14 protein-coding genes and 1 pseudogene are annotated in these 18,027 nt (G+C 70.2%); 3 read left to right on the top strand and 12 right to left on the bottom strand.

Annotated features, from left to right (window positions below):
* The first annotated feature begins 34 nt into the window (after nucleotides 1-34).
* Nucleotides 35-1,150, top strand: a complete 1,116-nt coding sequence (locus AC25YV_RS01215; protein ID WP_488122001.1) for an adenosine deaminase — start codon at nucleotides 35-37, stop codon at nucleotides 1,148-1,150.
* Nucleotides 1,151-1,206: 56 nt separating this feature from the next.
* On the opposite strand, the gene AC25YV_RS01220 is transcribed toward AC25YV_RS01215, so the two are convergent.
* The 7 genes and pseudogenes from AC25YV_RS01220 to AC25YV_RS01250 form a co-directional block, all read right to left on the bottom strand.
* Nucleotides 1,207-1,935 carry a TSUP family transporter gene (locus AC25YV_RS01220; protein WP_488122002.1) on the bottom strand — a complete coding sequence of 243 codons (729 nt, stop codon included), beginning with the start codon at nucleotides 1,933-1,935 and terminating at the stop codon, nucleotides 1,207-1,209.
* Between the two features lie 60 nt (nucleotides 1,936-1,995).
* Nucleotides 1,996-3,147: a mannitol-1-phosphate 5-dehydrogenase gene (locus AC25YV_RS01225; protein WP_488122003.1), complete on the bottom strand. Its 1,152-nt coding sequence runs from the start codon at nucleotides 3,145-3,147 to the stop codon at nucleotides 1,996-1,998.
* Nucleotides 3,147-3,584: a PTS mannitol transporter subunit IIA gene (locus AC25YV_RS01230; RefSeq protein ID WP_488122004.1), complete on the bottom strand. Its 438-nt coding sequence runs from the start codon at nucleotides 3,582-3,584 to the stop codon at nucleotides 3,147-3,149. Before AC25YV_RS01230 ends, AC25YV_RS01225 begins: the two co-directional genes overlap by 1 nt.
* A 92-nt stretch (nucleotides 3,585-3,676) precedes the next feature.
* A complete protein-coding gene (locus AC25YV_RS01235) occupies nucleotides 3,677-5,290 on the bottom strand; it encodes a PTS mannitol transporter subunit IIBC (protein WP_488122005.1) in 1,614 nt (537 codons plus the stop codon).
* On the bottom strand, nucleotides 5,287-6,960 hold the full coding sequence (gene ptsP, locus AC25YV_RS01240) for a phosphoenolpyruvate--protein phosphotransferase (protein WP_488122006.1): 1,674 nt from the start codon (nucleotides 6,958-6,960) through the stop codon (nucleotides 5,287-5,289). Before ptsP ends, AC25YV_RS01235 begins: the two co-directional genes overlap by 4 nt.
* A gap of 3 nt (nucleotides 6,961-6,963) precedes the next feature.
* Nucleotides 6,964-7,239 carry an HPr family phosphocarrier protein gene (locus AC25YV_RS01245; RefSeq protein WP_488122289.1) on the bottom strand — a complete coding sequence of 92 codons (276 nt, stop codon included), beginning with the start codon at nucleotides 7,237-7,239 and terminating at the stop codon, nucleotides 6,964-6,966.
* A gap of 177 nt (nucleotides 7,240-7,416) precedes the next feature.
* Nucleotides 7,417-7,596: pseudogene (locus AC25YV_RS01250) on the bottom strand (PTS sugar transporter); the annotation flags it as partial.
* Nucleotides 7,597-7,728: 132 nt separating this feature from the next.
* On the opposite strand from AC25YV_RS01250, the gene AC25YV_RS01255 reads away from it, so the two are divergent.
* Complete coding sequence (locus tag AC25YV_RS01255; protein WP_488122007.1) at nucleotides 7,729-9,645, top strand: BglG family transcription antiterminator; 1,917 nt, start codon at nucleotides 7,729-7,731, stop codon at nucleotides 9,643-9,645.
* 129 nt (nucleotides 9,646-9,774) lie between these two features.
* Here AC25YV_RS01255 and AC25YV_RS01260 read toward each other — a convergent pair whose 3' ends face one another.
* The 3 genes from AC25YV_RS01260 to AC25YV_RS01270 all read right to left on the bottom strand — a co-directional run bounded on the left by AC25YV_RS01260 (nucleotide 9,775) and on the right by AC25YV_RS01270 (nucleotide 13,854).
* Nucleotides 9,775-11,148 (bottom strand): MFS transporter, encoded by a 1,374-nt coding sequence (locus tag AC25YV_RS01260; RefSeq protein WP_488122008.1) that lies wholly within the window; start codon nucleotides 11,146-11,148, stop codon nucleotides 9,775-9,777.
* A 139-nt stretch (nucleotides 11,149-11,287) separates the two neighbouring features.
* Nucleotides 11,288-13,003, bottom strand: coding sequence for a phospho-sugar mutase (locus AC25YV_RS01265; RefSeq protein ID WP_488122290.1), 1,716 nt, complete (start codon nucleotides 13,001-13,003; stop codon nucleotides 11,288-11,290).
* Between the two features lie 17 nt (nucleotides 13,004-13,020).
* Entirely contained in the window at nucleotides 13,021-13,854 is an 834-nt protein-coding gene (locus tag AC25YV_RS01270; protein ID WP_488122009.1) for a purine-nucleoside phosphorylase, read from the bottom strand.
* A gap of 102 nt (nucleotides 13,855-13,956) precedes the next feature.
* On the opposite strand from AC25YV_RS01270, the gene AC25YV_RS01275 reads away from it, so the two are divergent.
* Complete coding sequence (locus tag AC25YV_RS01275) at nucleotides 13,957-15,405, top strand: NAD(P)H-quinone dehydrogenase (RefSeq protein WP_488122010.1); 1,449 nt, start codon at nucleotides 13,957-13,959, stop codon at nucleotides 15,403-15,405.
* A gap of 45 nt (nucleotides 15,406-15,450) precedes the next feature.
* Here the strand turns inward: AC25YV_RS01275 and AC25YV_RS01280 are convergent, their stop codons facing one another.
* Both AC25YV_RS01280 and AC25YV_RS01285 read right to left on the bottom strand, forming a co-directional pair.
* A complete protein-coding gene (locus tag AC25YV_RS01280; RefSeq protein ID WP_488122011.1) occupies nucleotides 15,451-17,238 on the bottom strand; it encodes an acetyl/propionyl/methylcrotonyl-CoA carboxylase subunit alpha in 1,788 nt (595 codons plus the stop codon).
* A gap of 75 nt (nucleotides 17,239-17,313) precedes the next feature.
* On the bottom strand, nucleotides 17,314-17,982 hold the full coding sequence (locus AC25YV_RS01285; protein WP_488122012.1) for a Maf family protein: 669 nt from the start codon (nucleotides 17,980-17,982) through the stop codon (nucleotides 17,314-17,316).
* Nucleotides 17,983-18,027: the final 45 nt, after the last annotated feature.

The raw sequence follows: 18,027 nt of genomic DNA on the forward strand, positions 1-18,027 counted from the left end.
CTGAACCCACCGCACGACCCGAGGAGCCCACGCCATGCCCATCGAACAGAACGGCGACGCCGTCGTACAGGGCGTCTCGCTCCGCGGACTGCCGAAGGTGTCGTTGCACGATCACCTCGACGGCGGCGTGCGCCCCGAGACGATCGTCGACCTCGCCGATGAGCACGGCATCGATGTGCCCGAGACCGACGCGGCGGACCTCGCCGAATGGTTCGCTGCGCGCAGCGACGCCGGATCGCTCGAGGAGTACCTCACGATGTTCGAGGTCTCGACCGCGGTCATGCAGACACGAGAAGGGCTGACCCGCGTCGCGCGGGAGTTCGTCGAAGACCTCGCGTCGGACGGCGTCGTCTACGGCGAGATGCGCTGGGCGCCCGAGCAGCACCTGACCCGCGGGCTCACGCTCGACGAGGCGGTGGCGGCCGTGCAGGAGGGCATCGAAGAAGGCGAGGATGCCGCCGAGGGTCGCGGTCACGACATCCGGGTCGGTCAGCTGCTCAGTGCGATGCGCCAGACCGACCGCTCGCTCGAGGTCGCCGAGCTCGCGGTGAGCTGGCGCGAGCGCGGAGTCGTCGGCTTCGACATCGCCGGCCCCGAAGAGGGCTATCCCGCGTCGCGTCACCGCGCCGCCTTCGACTACCTCGCCGAGGCGTTCTTCCCCGTCACGGTGCACGCTGGCGAAGCGGCGGGCCTCGATTCGATCCGCGGTGCGCTGCTGGACGGCCGCGCCTTGCGGCTCGGTCACGGGGTGCGCATCGCCGAAGACCTCGAGCTCGTCTCGAGCGCCGGCGACGAGGTGTACGTGCGCTTCGGCGACCTTGCGCGCTGGGTGCGCGACCGCGAGATCGCGCTCGAGCTGTCGCCGTCGTCGAATCTGCAGACGGGGGCGAGCGCGGCGTGGGGGCGCACCCTCGAGGACCACCCGTTCGACCTGCTCTACCAGCTCGGCTTCGCGGTGACGGTCAACGTCGACAACCGCACGATGAGCGGCACGTCGCTGACGCGCGAGCTCGCGCATCTCGTCGAGACGTTCGACTACACCCTCGAAGACATCGAGGCGTTCCAGCTCAACGCCGCCGCGGCGGCATTCCTCGCCGTCGAAGAGCGCGAAGAGCTCATCGAGATCATCGGCGAGGGCTTCACGCGCTGACCGGACCGCGGCATCCGCTCCTGCAGAGACGGGGCGGATGCGCGGCCGGCGCGCGGTCAGGGCAGGCCGAGAAGAGCGAGGATGCCGCGCGCCAGGACGACCGTCGCGCCGGCCCAGGCGATCGCGAGCATCGCCCGACGCGCGGTGCGTGGCGCGACGAACCGGGCGAGCAGGCTTCCGATCAGGATGCCCACAACCGTCGCCGCGACCAGGAGGCAGATATCTCCTGTGGGCGAGACCGGCAGACCCCGAAGCAGCACGGAGACGGCGCTCAGCGCGACGAAGATCACTTGCACGCTCGCCGCGAAGCGGCGCTGCTCCCACCGGTCGCCCACGGCGTAGGCGGCAAGCGCCGGGCCTGACAGGCCGCTTGCGACGTGCATGAAGCCCGCCGCACTGCCGGCCACGACGGCACCCTTTCTGCCCCGCAGCGGCGCCGAAAGGGCGGGCACCCACCCGGCGGTGAGCGCGAAGTACGCCATCCCGGCGATGAGCAGCAGCACCGCGGCATCCGGGATCGCGCGCACGAGGAACGCGCCGAGCGGAGCGGCGAGCAGCCCCGGCCAGATGAGCCACGCGGTGCGACGCCAGTCGACCTCGCGCCACACGAGCGGCACGGCGCTGAGCGCGGCGACGAGGGCCAGCAGCACCGCGATCGTGACGCCTTCGAGCGGCCCGTAGACGAGCACGATGGGGCCGACGAGCACGAGCACGAAGCCGAGCCCGGTGATGCGCTGTATGACGGCGGCGACGAACGCGGCGGCACAGGCGAGGGCGAGGGTCACGGGCGAGGAGTTTACGGCCTCCCGGTGACGCGCCCGTGACGACGCCGAGCCGCGCGTCCGTCAGCCGAGTTCAGCCTGTCGCGCCGCGACGACCTCCTGCACGCGGGCGAAGAGCGGATGCGCGGGTTCCAGGCCCGTGACCGACTCGGTGAACGTCGCGGCATCCTGTTCCCGCAGCTGTCGCTGCATCTCGACCGACTGCGGGTCGTCGGCATCGTCGAAGGCGAGTGCGGCGCCCATCGCCCTGACGAGCGCGTCGACGCCGAGGCCGCGTTCGGCCGCCTCGGCCGCCGGCCCGACGAACCGCTCGTGCCGCGACAGCTTGCGCAGCGGCTGGCGCCCGACGCGCCACACCGTGTCCGGCAGCGCGGGGTTGCGGAAGCGCCGCAGGATCGTGGCCCGATACTGGGCCTGCACGGACGGGTCGAGTCCGTGTTTGGCGACGAGCAGCGCCGACGTCTCTTCGAGCGTCGCCTCGACCTTGGCTGCGATCGCCGGGTCGGCGAGGGCGTCCGAGATCATCTCGACGCCCGCCTGGGCGCCGAAGTACGCCGTCGTGGCGTGACCCGTGTTGACCGTGAACAGCTTGCGCTCGATGTACGGCGCAAGGTCGTCGACGAAGTGCGCGCCGGGTATATCGGGCACGGAGTCGCCGAACGGGCCCCGTTCGATCGCCCACTCGAAGAACGGCTCGACCGTCACGTCGACTCCGCCGCCCGCGGGCTGTCCCGGGACGATGCGGTCCACGGCCGTGTTGGCGAAGACGGCGCGACCCGAAATGGCATCCCACGCGTCGCCGGCCTGCTCGCGGATCTTGTCGCGCAGGATGTCGGTCGCATTGATCGCGTTCTCGCACGCCATGACCTGCAGGGGCGGCGAGGACGGGTCGCGCAGCGCGAGCCCCGCCAGGACGAGCGGCGCGACGAAGGGCAGCACGGACGGCCCCACGGCCGTCGTGACGACGTCGGCCCCGGCGACCTCTTCGATCACCTGGTCGGCATGCTCTGCGCTGTTGATGGCGCGGAAGCCGGTCACAACCGTGTCGCGGCCGCCGTCGCCGACTTCGTGCACGGTGTACTGCGAGACGGAGTTGAGAGCATCGACGAGGGGAGCGGAGACATCGGAGAACACGAGCTCGTACCCGGCCTCGTGCAGCAGCATGCCGACGAAGCCTCGGCCAATGTTTCCCGCGCCGAACTGGACGGCCTTCATCAGACGCCTGCCGCCGAGACGAGGGCGTACAGCTCGTCGGGCGTCTGGGCGGCCTTGAGCCGGGCGACGTCGTCCTCTTCGGAGAACAGGATCGCGATCTGCGACAGGATCTCGAGGTGCTCGTCGCCCTTGCCGGCGATGCCCACGACGAAGGTGACCGGCTCACCGCCCCAATCGACACCGCCGTCGTACCGAACCACCGACAGTGCCGAGTCGAGGATTTCGTCCTTCGTCTCGTTCGTGCCGTGCGGGATCGCCAGCTCGTTGCCCATGTAGGTCGACACGGTCTGCTCGCGCTGCTGCATCGCGTCGAAGTAGGCGCCGGTGACGGCACCGGCTGCTTCGAGGATGTCAGCGGCTTCCTTCATCGCCTCTTCGCGCGTCGCGCTGCCGCTGTGGATCCTGACCTGCTCGGGGTTCAGTACGTCACGTGCCATTTCGGTTTCCCTTCGTCGATGGACGGATGCCGCGCGCCGAGGCTGCAGAACCGGGGGCATGACGCCGGCCCGGCCCTGCAGCGGTCTCGGGGCTACGTCCCATCCTGATGCTGGTCGCGCACCAGGTCTACGACCTCGTCGTACTTCGGGGAGTTCATGAAGTTGTCGACCGACACGTGCATCGCGCCCGGCACCTGCTTGCGCGCGCGGTCGGTGAGCTGGTTCTGGGTGATGACGAGGTCGGCGCTGTCATCGAGGTTCGCGATCGCCTTGTTGGTGACCGCGACGTCGTCGATGCCCGCCTTCTTCATCTTGTTCCGCAGCACACTGGCACCCATCGCCGACGATCCCATACCGGCGTCGCACGCGAACACGACGCTGCGCACCTGCTTCGTCGCGACGATGCCGCCGTCGAGCTGTCCGCCGGTCTCGGCCTCGGTCTCGAGCTTGTCCACGGCCTCCTGCGCTTCGCGGACCGCTTCGGGGTCCTTGCCGTCCGAAACGCGCAGCGCGTCGAGGGCGACAGAGGATTTGCCCTTGATGGCCGCCGTCTTCGAGACGGCGGTCGAGAATTGGTCGGCCTCGGCGAGCAGGTCGCGCTTGCGTGAGGCGCGCAGGATCACCGATGCCACGAGGAAGGTCACGGTGGCCGCGAGCACGACCGACAGCAGCACGACGAGCAGGTTCGGCACACCCGCGCCGACGGCCGCCGCGCTGACGGCGAAGATGCTGCCCGGGGCCGCAGGGAAGACGAGTCCGCCGCCCAGCAGCATGTTCGTCGTGACGCCCGTGGCGCCACCCGCGATGAGAGCGAGGATGAGGGTCGGCTTCATGAGGGCGTAGGGGAAGTACACCTCATGGATGCCCCCGGCGAACTGGATGATCGCCGCGCCCGGCGCCGAGGCGCGAGCCGCGCCGATGCCGAAGAACGCGAACGCCAGGAGCAGGCCCAGACCCGGACCCGGGTTGGCCTCGAGGAGGAACAGGATCGACTGGCCGTCCCGCTCGGACTCGGTGAGACCGAGCGGGGTGAGCACGCCGTGGTTGATGGCGTTATTGAGGAACAGCACCTTCGCCGGCTCGATCAGAATGCTCGTCAAGGGCAGCAGGTTCAGCTCGACGAGCCAGCTGACGGCGTTGCTGAGCACGGTCATCAGGCCGTTCACGAGCCACGCGATCGGGTAGAACCCGACGATGGCCATGATGAACCCCCAGATGCCCGCCGAGAACATGTTCACGAGCATCTCGAAGCCCGAGCGGATCTTGCCGTCCCACAGGCTGTCCAGCCAGCGCATCGTCCACGCCGCGAGCGGCCCCATGATCATCGCGCCGATGAACATGTGCACCTGGCCGAGCTGGTTGTCGGCGGGGAGGTCGGCGTTGACCTGCGCGATCAGCAGGTCAGAACCGGCGATCGCGCCCATCGTCGCGATGACGCCGACGACGCCGCCGCGCTGCTTGTAGACGATGTAGCCGCCCGTGTAGCCGATGATGAGCGGCAGCAGGTAGTGGATGAAGGGCCCCACGATCGATGCCAAGTCGGCATTGGGGGTGAATCCCTTCTCGATGAAGAACATCGTGAAGATGCCCCACGCGATGAGAGCGGGGATGTTCGGCATGATCATGCCGGAGAGGAACGTTCCGAAACGCTGCACGCCTACGCGGGCACCGCCGGCGGCCTTTGCAGGGGTCGAGGCCGTCGTCATGACTCTGTCTCCTTCTTCCGGGTGGCGGCCGTCCGGGCCGCGGTTCGTGCCGATCCCGCGTCGTCCGTGGCGAGCGCGGAGGCGGCGATGTCTCGGGCATCGGCGATCGTGTACTGCAACAGGGTGGCTCGCACGTCGGCCAGCGCCGTCGGCGCCATCGACAGCGACGTCGCGCCGAGCCCGACGAGCACGACGGCCAAGAGGGGGTCGGCCGCGGCTTCGCCGCAGATCCCCACGGGCTTGCCGTTCATCCGACCGGCCTCGCCGACCTCGCGGATGAGCCGCAGGACGGCGGGGTGCCAGGGGTCTTGGAACGCCGCGACCGAGCCGAGCAGCCGGTCGGCCGCCAGGGTGTACTGCGTCAGGTCGTTCGTGCCGATCGAGGCGAAGTCGGCGTGGGCGAGCACGCGGTCCGCCATGAGCGCCGACGACGGCACCTCGACCATGACGCCGGCGGTCTTGATGCCGTAGTCGCGGGCGACGCCGACGAAGTACTCCGTCTCTTCGACCGTCGCGACCATGGGGGCCATGACCCACAGGTCGGCGCTGGTGGCGGCATCCGCTTGGGCCAGGGCCGTCAGCTGCTCGTGCAGGATGTCCTCGCTCGCGCGGAGCGCGCGGATCCCGCGCAGGCCCAGGGCGGGGTTGTCCTCGTGCGCGTCGTTGAGGAACGCCAGCGGCTTGTCGGCGCCCGCGTCGAGCACGCGCACGACGACCTTCTTGCCGGGAAAGGCCGCGAGCAGCTTCGTGTACGCCTCGCGCTGCTGCTCGACCGTCGGCGCCTGGTTCGCGCTCAGGAACAGGAACTCGGTGCGGAACAGCCCGACGCCCTCGGCGCCCAGTGCGACCGCCTCGGCCGCACTCTCGGGTTTGCCCAGGTTCGCCAGCAGCGGGATCGCCGTGCCGTCGGCGAGGGCTCCATCGGTGATGGGCGCCGACGACGCCGCCGCCCGCGCGTCGGCGCGGTTCGCCGCGCGATCGAGCTCGTCGGCGGTCGGCTGCGTCGTGATGACGCCGGCGGCGGCATCCACGATCACCGTCTCGCCGTCGGTCAGATCCTGAGCCCCGACGGCTCCGACGATCGCGACGATCGACTTCTCGCGGGCGAGGATCGCGGTGTGCGAGGTCGGCCCGCCCTCGGTCGTGATGAGAGCGAGCACCTTGTCGAGGTCGAGCAGGGCCGTGTCCGCCGGCGCGAGGTCTTTCGCCACGAGCACGAACGGGTGCCCCGGGTCGGGCACCCCCGGCGCGGGCACACCGCGCAGCCGTGCGATGACGCGCTGCGCCACGTCGTCGAGGTCGGCGGCTCGCTCGCCGAGGTAGCCGCCCATAGCGACGAGCTGTTCGCGGAACGACGCGAAGGCATCGTACACGGCGAACTCGCCCGTCTTGGCGTCAGCCAGGCGGGCGTCGATCTCGGACTCGAGCGACGGGTCCTCGGCCATCATCGCCTGGGCCTCGAGCACGTCCCGGGCCGCGCCGCCGGCTTGCGCGCCGCGTTCCTCGAGCTCGCGTGCGACAGAGGCGACGGCCTCGCGCACGCGCGTCCGCTCTTCTTCGGGGCTGCGCTCGCTGGGTGCGTCGCTCGGCGGGGGGAAGGGCTCGGCCATGCGCGCGACGGTCCCCTGGGCAACGCCCAGCCCGATACCCACTCCGCGAATCTCCGGCATGGCCTACTCCGCGTCGTGGTCGGTCGAGAGCAGCTCGGCGAGCCGGTCGAGAGTGGCTTCGGCGCTGTCGCCGTCGGCGGTGAGGGTGACGTAGTCGCCCTGTTCGATGCCCAGGGCGATGACGCCGAGGATGCTCGCGGCGTTGACCGGCCCGCCGGCATCCTTCGCGATCGTGACGGGGATCGCGGCGTCTTTCGCGGCCTGAGCGAACAGCTTCGCCGGACGAGCGTGAAGTCCGTGCGACGACCCGATCCGGACCGTCCTGGTGATGGAGGGCATGATCTGTGTCTCGTCTCTCTCGTACGGTGCGATGGGCATGGGGCGCAGCGCGGGGTCTCCGACCGAATCGCGGACGATCTGCAGCGTGCGCGAGCCGTCGATGTCGGCGAAGATGTCCGGCGGCAGCAGCACGACGGTGGTCCCGCGATAGGCGGCGTCGAGCTCGATGCGCTCCAGATCGTGTTCGAGATGCGGGCCCACCAGCACGACGTCGGCGGCATCGAGATCGATCGGCAGGGACTTCTCGGTACCGGCGAAGGCGGTGCAGGCGAAGCCGCTGTCGTGCGCCGCGTGGCGCAGGCGCTGAGCGACGAAGGTGCTCGACGCACCCGCACCGCAGACCACGAGGATCCTCATCGACCCGACCTCCCTGTGACGCCATTCTGGTGAAAAGCCGGGGCAGCGACAACCACCCCTTCTTCCGCGGGGGCGGAAACGGGCCACGGTGCGCGTGGTTGACTGGGCGTGGCCTGCCACCGAAGGAGCACCGTGACCAGAGCGCGACAGGACCGCCTGCTCGGCCTGCTCGCGCGCGACGGCCAGTGGGCGACCGCGGCGAGCCTCGCCGATGCGCTCGGCGTCACGCCCCGCAGCATCCGCTCATATGTCACGGCGCTCAACGCGCGGGTGCCCGACGGTGGTGCCGTCGAGTCGGGGCCGCACGGGTACCGGGCGGGGCCGTATGCTGCGGCCGCACTGCGAACGACCGGCGGTGTCGATGCCCCCCGAGACCGGCTGCACACGCTCGTGCGGTCGCTGCTGGATGCGCCCGAAGGCATCGACGTCTTCGAGTCCGCCGACGCGCTGCACGTCAGCCCCGCGACTCTCGACGCCGACCTCGCGCGCGTGCGCGGACTCCTCGGCGGCACCGAGCTGACGCTGGAGCGTTCTGCGGCGCAGGCGCGGCTGCGGGGCACCGAGATGGCGCAGCGGCGGTTGCTGTCGCGGCTCGCGCACGACGAGATGGAGGCGGGCTCGTTCGACCTCGAGGCGCTGCGGCGAACGCTCGGCGAGGGGTCGATCGGCGCGCAGGCGTTCGGGCCGTTCAAAACCGACCTCGTCACGCAACTCGGCGCGCTCGGGTACTTCGTCAACGAGTTCGGCATCGCCGATGTCGTCATGCACATCGCGATCGCCGCCGACCGCGTATCGCGCGACCGCGGACTCGACGGCGCCGGAGCGCAGGGCCCCGCGCAGCAGCAAGTCGCGGAGATCCTCGCGGCGCTGTCAGAGCAGCACCTGGGGGTGACGCTCGGGGCCGGAGACGTGCAACATCTCGCGACGCTCGTCCTGACGCGCGTCGTCGCGCCCGGGGAGGGGGAGCCCGGTGCACAGGCGCGCGCGCGGCTGGAGCCCGACGTGCACGAAGCCGTGCGCGCGGTTGTCGAGGGGGCGGCATCCGAGTTCCTCGTCGACATCGCGCACGAGGACTTCATCCTGCGGCTCGCGCTGCACGTGCAGAACCTGCGGCACCGCGCGCGGGAGCGGGCGTGGTCGCGCAATCCGCTGACGCGGTCGCTGAAGTCGACGTACCCGATGATCTTCGAAGTCGCCGTCTACATCGCGTCGGGGCTGCACGAGCGCCTCGACATCCCCCTGCTCGACGACGAGATCGCCTACATCGCGATGCATGTCGGCGGACGCCTCGAGCGCAGCCGCCGCGCCGACCAGCTGCTGACGGCGACGATCGTGTGCCCCGGATACTACGAGCTGCACGAACTGCTGCGCTCGTCGGTCGACCGCTCGCTCGGGCAGGCGATCGAGGTCGTGGGCGTCGAGACGCGCGCCGACCCCGACTGGGCCTCGATCGACACCGACCTCGTTCTGACGACGATCGACCCTCCGGCACCCGGGGAGCGGACCGTGCGAATCCAGCCGTTCCTCACGGGCGCCGACGTCGAGCGGGTGCAGTCTGCGGCGGTGCGGATCCGGCGGGGACGACGGCTCGCGCGGCTGCGCGACGAGCTGTCGCGGTACTTCTCGCCCGAGGCGTTCGTTCATGGGCTCGGCGGCGGCTCGTCGGAGGCCGTGATCCGACGTCTGGGGGCGCTCCTCGTGGCGAAGGGCGTCATCGACGACGATTACGTCGAGCGGGCGATCCAGCGAGAAGAGCTGTCGTCGACGGCGTTCACCGACGCGCTCGCCGTGCCGCACGCGCTCGGGATGACCGCGACGCGCACCGCGATCGCGATCGGCATCGCCGACCCGTCGATCGAATGGGGCGAGGGCCGTGTGCAGGTCGTCGCGCTCGTGGCGTTCTCCGAGACCGACCGCGAGGCGTTCCAAACCGTGTTCGAGCAGTTCGTCGAGGTGTTCAGCGAACGCGACTCGGTGCAGCGCATCGTGCGCCGCGGCACGGACTTCGCCTCGTTCCTCGATGAGCTGGTCGCTGTCGTGGATGGGTGACGCCGGGTCGGTCGGCGTCTACGGGGCCGGTGGCTCCCGTTCGTCTGCCTCGAACGGTCGGCTTCCGGGCGATTCGAACGCAGAATGTGACATCTGAACGGCCGGGGCGGGCCGAGAACGGCCCCGGTCTCAGGAGCGCTCGTCGTCGTCGTGCATGACGGCATCGACGGCGGCGGCTCCGGCGGCCGGAGTGGCTGCGGCCGCGGCTTGGCGTGCAGCCTGGATCGCGCGCTGCCCGGCCGGCAGGCCGATCGCGAGGCCCACCACGATGAAGGCCAGGATGCCCGCGGCGATCAGCAGCAGCTCGATCGACACGACGTCGGCGAGGGGCCCGAACACGACCATGCCGAGCGGCATCCCCACGGCCATGACGATGCCGACGAAGCCGAACACACGGCCCTGCCGCTCCGGTTCGACGGTCTCTTGCAGGAGCGTCATCGACGGGGTCGAGAAGAACGGCACGGCGAGTCCGACGAGGAACATGAATCCGAAGAACAGCCAGATGTTGAACGACAGCCCGAGACCGATCGACAGCGCCCCGAAGACGAGCGACGAGACGACGATCATCCCGATTCGGCTGCGGTGTGCGAAGAACGAGGCGACGACGATGCCGCCGAGCACCATTCCGACGCTGAACGACACCTCGAGGATCGCGAGGTTGACGACATCCTGTGTCGGACCCGCCGGGAACGAGCGCACGAGCATGAGCGGCGTGAGGTTGGACGGCGCGACGGCGAGCACGAAGATGATCGCGAACAGCACGAGCAGCCAGCGCACGAACGCGTGATGGGCGATGTAGCGCACGCCGTCGACGAGGTCGGCGAAGTACCCGGTCTGCACATCCCCCGTGCGTCGCACGGGTTTGACGGGGATGAACGCGAGCAGTCCGATGCCGAGCGCGGCGGTCACGACGTCGATGAAGAAGATCGGGATGAGCGAGGCGGCCGAGCCTCCGTACGCCACCGACGCCCACGCGTACAGGGCGCCGCCGACCGCGGGGGCGAGCAGAGCCATCGCCGATTGGATCGACCCGTTGATGCCGTTGACCCGCATGAGGTTGCGCGTCGGAACGATCTGCGGGATCAGGGCCGACACGGCCGGCGTCTGGATGCCGGCGCCCGCCGAACGGATCGCCATCGTCAGGAAGATGAGCCACACGGCGTCGTAGCCCCTCATCATGATCAGGGCGAGCGTGAGCGTCGTCACGGCGATGGCGGCGTCGGCGGCCATGATGAGGTACTTGCGGTTGTGGCGATCGGCCCACACACCGCCGAAGATCGACACGACCGCCTGCGGCAGAAAGCCGAACAGCGCCGCGAGGGTCATGATGAGCCCCGACTGGTACGTGATCGTCAGGTACCAGAAGACGGTGTACTGCACGAGCATCGAGCCGAACAGGCTGAAGGTCTGCCCCCCGAGGAACAGGATGACATTGCGCAGCCAGCGGGGAGGATCGGATGCCACCCCCGCGGGCGCGTCCGACGTCGTCGTGTCGTCGCTCATGCCGTGCCCCCCTTGTTGCGTCCTCACCTGAAGACCGGGTGGCACGATAACACGCACCCCGGACACGCGGGGCCGCTTTCCGTCAGGAGACGGCATCCGACCACCGAGACGGCGCGTGAGTGGCGGACCCCCCGCCCGGTCAGCCGAGCGTGTCCAGCAGCGCGCGGGCGCCGGAGGCGAGGGCGCTGATGCGGGTCTGGGCATCGGTGGGGGAGTCGCCGCGCACATCGAGGTAGAGCTTGAGCTTGGGCTCGGTTCCGCTCGGGCGCACGAGCACGCGCGAGCCGTCCGCGAGCCACAGGCGCAGCACGTCGCCCGGCGGCAGGCCGTCCACGCCCTCGAGCAGGTCGTCGATGCGCTCGACGGCGACATCGCCGATCGCCACCGGGGGCTCGGCCCGCAGCGCGCCCAGGATGCGCGCGATCGCCGACACGTCGTCGACCCGGATCGCGATCTGGTCGCTCGCGAACGAACCGAAGGTCTCGTCGAACTCGTAGAGCAGATCGGTGAGCGAACGCCCCTCGGCCCGCGCGTCGGTCGCCAGCCCCAGGATCGCGACGGCGGCGGAGATCCCGTCCTTGTCGCGCACCGTTTCGGGATTGACGAGATAGCCGAGTGCCTCCTCGAACCCGAACACCAAGCCGGGAGCCCGTGAGATCCACTTGAACCCCGTGAGGGTCGCGTAGAAGTCCAGCCCGTAGTGCTCGGCGACGACCGCGAGGCCGGGCGATGACACCAGCGAGCAGGCCAGGGAGGCGCCGTCGATGCCGGCCGCGAGCCGCGCGGCCCGCCATCCCAGAAGCAGCCCGACCTGGTTTCCGCTCAGGCGCCGCCAGCCGCCCTCGGCCTCGGCATCCGGAATCGCGACCGCGAGCCGGTCGGCGTCGGGGTCGTTCGCGATCACGAGCTCGGCGCCCGCGGCGCGGGCGGTCTCGAACGCGAGATCCATCGCACCGGGCTCTTCGGGATTGGGGAACGACACCGTGGGAAACGCGCCGTCGGGCTCGATCTGGGCCCCGACGAGCATCGGCAGGGGGTATCCGGCCTCGCCGAGGATGCGTTCGAGGGTCTGCCATCCGACGCCGTGCATCGCGGTGTACACCCACGAGAACCCCTCGGCGCCCGGCCCCGCGGGGGCGACCGCCGCCGTCGCGGCGACGTACTCGTCGATGACCGCCTCGGACGCCGTCTCGTACGCGAGCGAGCGGGGGATCGCGGCGAGGTCGCCCTCGTCGGCGATGCGCTGGATATGCGCCGCGATCTCGGCATCGGCGGGCGCGACGATCTGCGACCCGCCGTCGGCACCGCCGAGGTACACCTTGTAGCCGTTGTCATCCGGCGGGTTGTGGGATGCCGTCACCATGACGCCCGCCGCCGCGTCGAAGTACCGCACGGCGAAGGCGAGCACGGGGGTCGGCAGCAGGCGCGGCAGCAGGATGACCCGCAGCCCCGCTCCCGCGAAGATCTCGGCGGAGTCCCGGGCGAACACGTCGGAGTTGCGTCGTCCGTCGTACCCGATGATGACCGTCGGGGTCTCGTCGGCGCCGGCGTGCTCGCGTAGATATGCCGCGAATCCCGCGGCGGCCTGCCCCACGAGCACTCGGTTCATGCGGTTGCTGCCCGCCCCGAGTCGACCGCGCAGGCCTGCGGTGCCGAAGGCGAGGCGCGTCGAGAAGCGGTCCGCGAGTGAGGCGGATGCTGCCGGGTCGCCCTCGTCGGCGGCGTCCAGGAGCGCCCGCAGTTCGGCGCGGGTCTGGCCGTCGGGGTCCTGGGCGAGCCAGGCGACGGCTCGCGCTCGCAGTGCGTCGTCGAGTCGGGGGGCGGCATCCGTCCCCGCGGATTCGGACGCGACCATGTCCGGCTCGGCGCCGCTCATAGGGCGCCGATGACGCGGGCGAGCAGCGACGAGATGACGGGCTCGGCCGCGCGGCCCGCCTCGATGACCTCCTGATGACTGAGCGGAGTCGTCTGGATGCCGGCCGCCATGTTCGTGATGAGCGACAGCCCGAGGATCTCCATGCCGGCCTGTCGCGCGGCGATCGCTTCGAGCGCCGTCGACATGCCGACGATGTGCCCGCCGATCGTCTTGGCCATGCGCACTTCGGCGGGCGTCTCGTACTGGGGCCCGCGGAATTGGCAGTACACGCCCTCATCGAGCGTCGGGTCGATCGACAGTGCGACGTTGCGCAGGCGCATCGAGTACAGATCGGTCAGGTCGATGAACGTCGCGCCCTCGAGGGGAGACGCGCCGGTGAGGTTGATGTGATCGCTGATGAGCACGGGCTGGCCGGGGCTCCATGTGTGCCGGATGCCGCCTGCCCCGTTGGTGAGCACCATGATCCGCGCGCCCGTCGCGGCGGCCGTGCGCACACTGTGCACGACGCGACGCGGCCCGTGGCCCTCGTAGAAGTGTGTGCGGGCGCCGATCACGAGCACATTGCGGCCCTTGTCGGTGCGGACACTGCTCAGCGTGCCGACGTGCCCCTCGAGCGCGGGCCGGCTGAAGCCCGTGACCTCGGTCGCGGGAAAGCTCGCCGTCGTCTCGCCGATGAGCTCGGCGGCCCTGCCCCAGCCGCTTCCGAGCGTCAGGGCGATGTCGTGCTGCTCGACGCCGGTGAGCCGCGCGATGTCGGCGGCCGCCTCGGCGGCGACGGCGAACGGATCGGCACTCGGGTCATCGAGCGGGTTCGCGATGGTGTCTGGCATGCCCCCCACTCTAGGAACGCAAGCGCGTCGCGGCTATACACGTCGGTGACCGGAGTGTCGCCCCGGTCATGGGCGCGCCATCCGTCGGGAAGAATAGATGCCATGTCCTTGAGCTTCGAGCGCACCCAGTCCGTCGCGATCCTCGGCGGCGGGCCGGGCGGTTACGAGGCGGCGCTGGCAGCGAGGCAGCTCGGCGCCGACGTGACCCTCGTCGAACGCGCGGGGGTCGGCGGCTCGGCTGTCATGACCGACGTCGTGCCGTCCAAGTCGCTCATCGCGACCGCAGACGCCGCTGTCGCGATCGCCGGGGCGAGCGACCTCGGAGTGCAGCTGTTCGCAAAGGGCGACACCGGGAAGCCGCTCAAGCCCGAGATCGCGATCAACATGCGCGCCGTCAACAAGCGGCTGCTCTCTCTCGCTCGGCAGCAGTCCGATGACATGCGCGCCGCGCTCGTCGAGGCCGGCGTCCGCCTCATCTCGGGGCACGGCCGGCTTGAGGGCGAGAACGCCGTCGTCATCTCGACCGACGTCGGGGGCACCGACTTCGACCGCATCGAGGCAGACACCCTCGTCGTCTCGGTCGGCGCGTCGCCGCGCGAGCTGCCGAGCGCGATGCCCGATGGTGAGCGCATCCTCACCTGGACCCAGCTGTACGACATGAAGGCGCTGCCCGAGCATCTCATCGTCGTCGGCTCCGGCGTCACCGGTGCAGAATTCGCGGGTGCGTACATGAACCTCGGTGCGAAGGTCACGCTCGTCTCGAGCCGCGACCAGGTGCTGCCCGGCGAAGACACCGACGCCGCAGCGGTGCTCGAGCGCGTGTTCAAGCGCGGCGGAATGACGCTGCTGTCGAAGTCGCGCGCCGACAAGGTCGAGAACCTCGGCGACCGCGTCGTCGTGACGCTGAGCGACGGACGCACGGTCGAAGGCAGCCACTGCCTCATGGCCGTCGGATCGGTGCCCAACACGGCAGGCATCGGACTCGAGCAGGCCGGCGTGCAGATGACCGAGTCCGGGCACATCCAGGTCAACCGAGTCGCGCGCACCTCGGTGCCCAACATCTACGCCGCCGGCGATTGCACGACCTTCGTGCCGCTCGCCTCGGTCGCCTCGATGCAAGGTCGGACGGCCGTCTTCCACGCTCTGGGCGATGTCGTCATTCCGCTCGAGCGCCGCCGGATCGCCTCGAACATCTTCACCGCCCCCGAGATCGCCACGGTCGGCTGGCAGGAGAAGGACATCCTCGACGGGCGGATCGCCGCCGTCGTGCACAAGCTGCCGCTCGCGGCGAACCCGCGGGCGAAGATGATGGGTATCAAGGACGGCTTCGTCAAGCTCATCGCGCGGCAGGGGTCGGGCAGTGTCGTGGGCGGCGTCATCGTGGGGCCGCGGGCATCCGAGCTCATCTACCCGATCGCGATCGCCGTCGAACGGCGCCTGACGATCGACCAGGTCTCGCGCGTCTTCACCGTCTACCCGTCGCTGTCGGGCAGCATCACGGATGCCGCCCGCGCCATGCATGTCGTGGATCACACGGTGTACGGGGCCTGAGCCCGCGCATCCGTCTCCCCGCCGGGCGGGGCGTCCCGACCGGCCTTACGGTGCGGTGATCGTGAGCAGCAGGTGGCCGGCCGACACGGTCGCGCCGGCCGCGGCGTTGATCGAGCCGATGACGCCGTCCTTGTGGGCCTGGATGGGCTGCTCCATCTTCATCGCCTCGAGCACGATGACGAGGTCGCCCTTGACGACCTGTTGGCCGTCCTCGACCGCGACCTTGACGATCGTGGCCTGCATCGGGGCCTTGACGGCGTCACCCGAGGCTCCTGCCACAACCGTCGTCGTGTGCGAGCGGCGAGACGGGGGTGCGGCGGCGGGGCGTCCGGTGGCGCCGGACGTCGCGGTGATGCGGTCCGGAAGGCTCACCTCGAGGCGCTTGCCGCTCACCTCGACGACGACGGTGTGGCGCGGCTCGGCGGCCTTCGGAGCCTCGAGCTCCCCGTCCCACGGGGGGATGTCGCCGGCGAACTCGGTCTCGATCCAGCGCGTGAAGACGCCGAAGTGGCCGTCCTCAGCGGTGAAGGCCGGGTCGCGCACGACCTCGCGATGAAACGGCAGCACGGTCGGCAGGCCGGTGATCTCGAACTCGTCGAGTGCTCGGCGCGCTCGCTCCAGAGCCTGGGCGCGGTCGCGGCCGGTCACGATGATCTTCGCCAGCAGCGAGTCGAAGGCGCCCGAGACGCTGTCGCCGGCCGTGACGCCCGAATCGAGGCGGATGCCGGGACCGCCGAACGTCTTGAAGACGTGAATGGGTCCGGGCTGGGGCAGGAAACCGCGCCCCGGGTCTTCGCCGTTGATGCGGAACTCGATCGAGTGGCCCTCGGCGACGGGGTCGTCGTAGCCGATGTCCTGACCCTCGGCGAGACGGAACTGCTCGCGGACGAGGTCGATGCCGGTGACTTCTTCGGACACGGGGTGTTCGACCTGCAGGCGTGTGTTGACCTCGAGGAAGGAGATCGTGCCGTCGGCGCCGATGAGGAACTCGCACGTTCCCGCGCCGACGTAGCCGACTTCGCGGAGGATGGCCTTCGACGATTCGTACAGGATGCGGTTCTGCTCGTCCGTGAGGAACGGCGCCGGAGCCTCCTCGACGAGCTTCTGGTGGCGGCGCTGCAGCGAGCAGTCCCGCGTCGAGATGACGACGACGTTGCCGGCGGCATCCGCGAGGCACTGCGTCTCGACGTGACGCGGCTTGTCGAGGTACTTCTCGACGAAGCACTCGCCGCGACCGAAGGCGCTGACTGCTTCGCGAGTCGCCGACTCGAACTGCTCGGGGATCTCTTCCTTCGTGCGCGCGACTTTGAGGCCGCGCCCGCCGCCGCCGAAGGCGGCCTTGATCGCGATCGGCAGACCGAACTCATCGGCGAAAGCGATGACCTCGTCGGCGCCCGAGACGGGGCCCGGCGTGCCCGGTGCGAGCGGCGCGCCGACCTTCTCTGCGACGTGGCGGGCCGTGACCTTGTCGCCGAGCGCTTCGATCGCGTCGGGGGACGGGCCGATCCAGATGAGGCCGGCGTCCGAGACGGCGCGCGCGAAGTCGGCGTTCTCGGCGAGGAACCCGTAGCCGGGGTGGACGGCGTCTGCGCCCGAGCGGCGCGCGACCGAGAGGATCTTGTCGATCGAGAGGTACGTGTCGGCGCTCGTCGAGCCGTCGAGTGCGTACGCCTCGTCGGCGAGTCGCACGTGCAGGGCGTCGCGATCCTGATCGGCGTAGACCGCGACTGACGAGATGGCGGCGTCACGTGCGGCACGGATGATGCGAACGGCGATCTCGCCGCGATTGGCAATGAGGACCTTGGTGATCTTCGCCGGAGCGGTCTGAGGCATGGATGTCAGCCTACCGAGGGTTGTGGGCGCGCTTTTGAGTACTCCCTACAAGAACCGTCGAAAAACGTGGGAGTCCTACGACAACGTCGGATCGTCGTCGGCCCCGTTCCACAGCGACGTCCACTCGACGTCGAGTTCGCGCACGAGCCGTCGGATCGTCGAGAGCGACATGCCCACGACGGTCGAGGGGTCGCCTTCGACCCGCTCGATGAAGGCGCCCCCGAGCGAGTCCACCGTGAAGGCGCCCGCGACGTGCAACGGCTCGCCCGTGGCGACGTAGGCCGTGATCTCGGCATCCGTCACGTCCTGTGCAAAGGTGACCGACGCCGCCGCCACGGCGTGCACCTCGCGCGGCGGCCGCCCGGGCTCGACGCGCACGACGGCGTGTCCCGAGTGCAGCACGCCCGTGCGGCCGCGCATCGCGCGCCAGCGGGCGACGGCGTTGGCGGGTGTGTGCGGCTTGCCGAGCACATCGTCGCCGAGTTCGAACATCGAGTCCCCGCCGATCACGAGCCCGTCGAAGTCGGGCGTGTCGTCGGCCAGGCGCGCCGCGACATCGGCGGCTTTGCGGCGCGCGAGCAGCAGCACGTGCTCGTGCGGTGACAGCGTCCGCTCCTCTGCCGTCTCGACGGCGGCGACGACGGCTTCTTCGTCGACGTCGGGCGCGAGGGTGTGCGCGGTGATGCCCGCTTGTCGCAGCAGCATGAGACGGGCGGGCGATGTCGAGGCCAGGCATACGCGCATCTCCCCAGGGTAGGGCCCGGACGCCGGCGTCTTTGGGGGAGAATC

The organism is Microbacterium sp. Y832 (assembly GCF_057669765.1).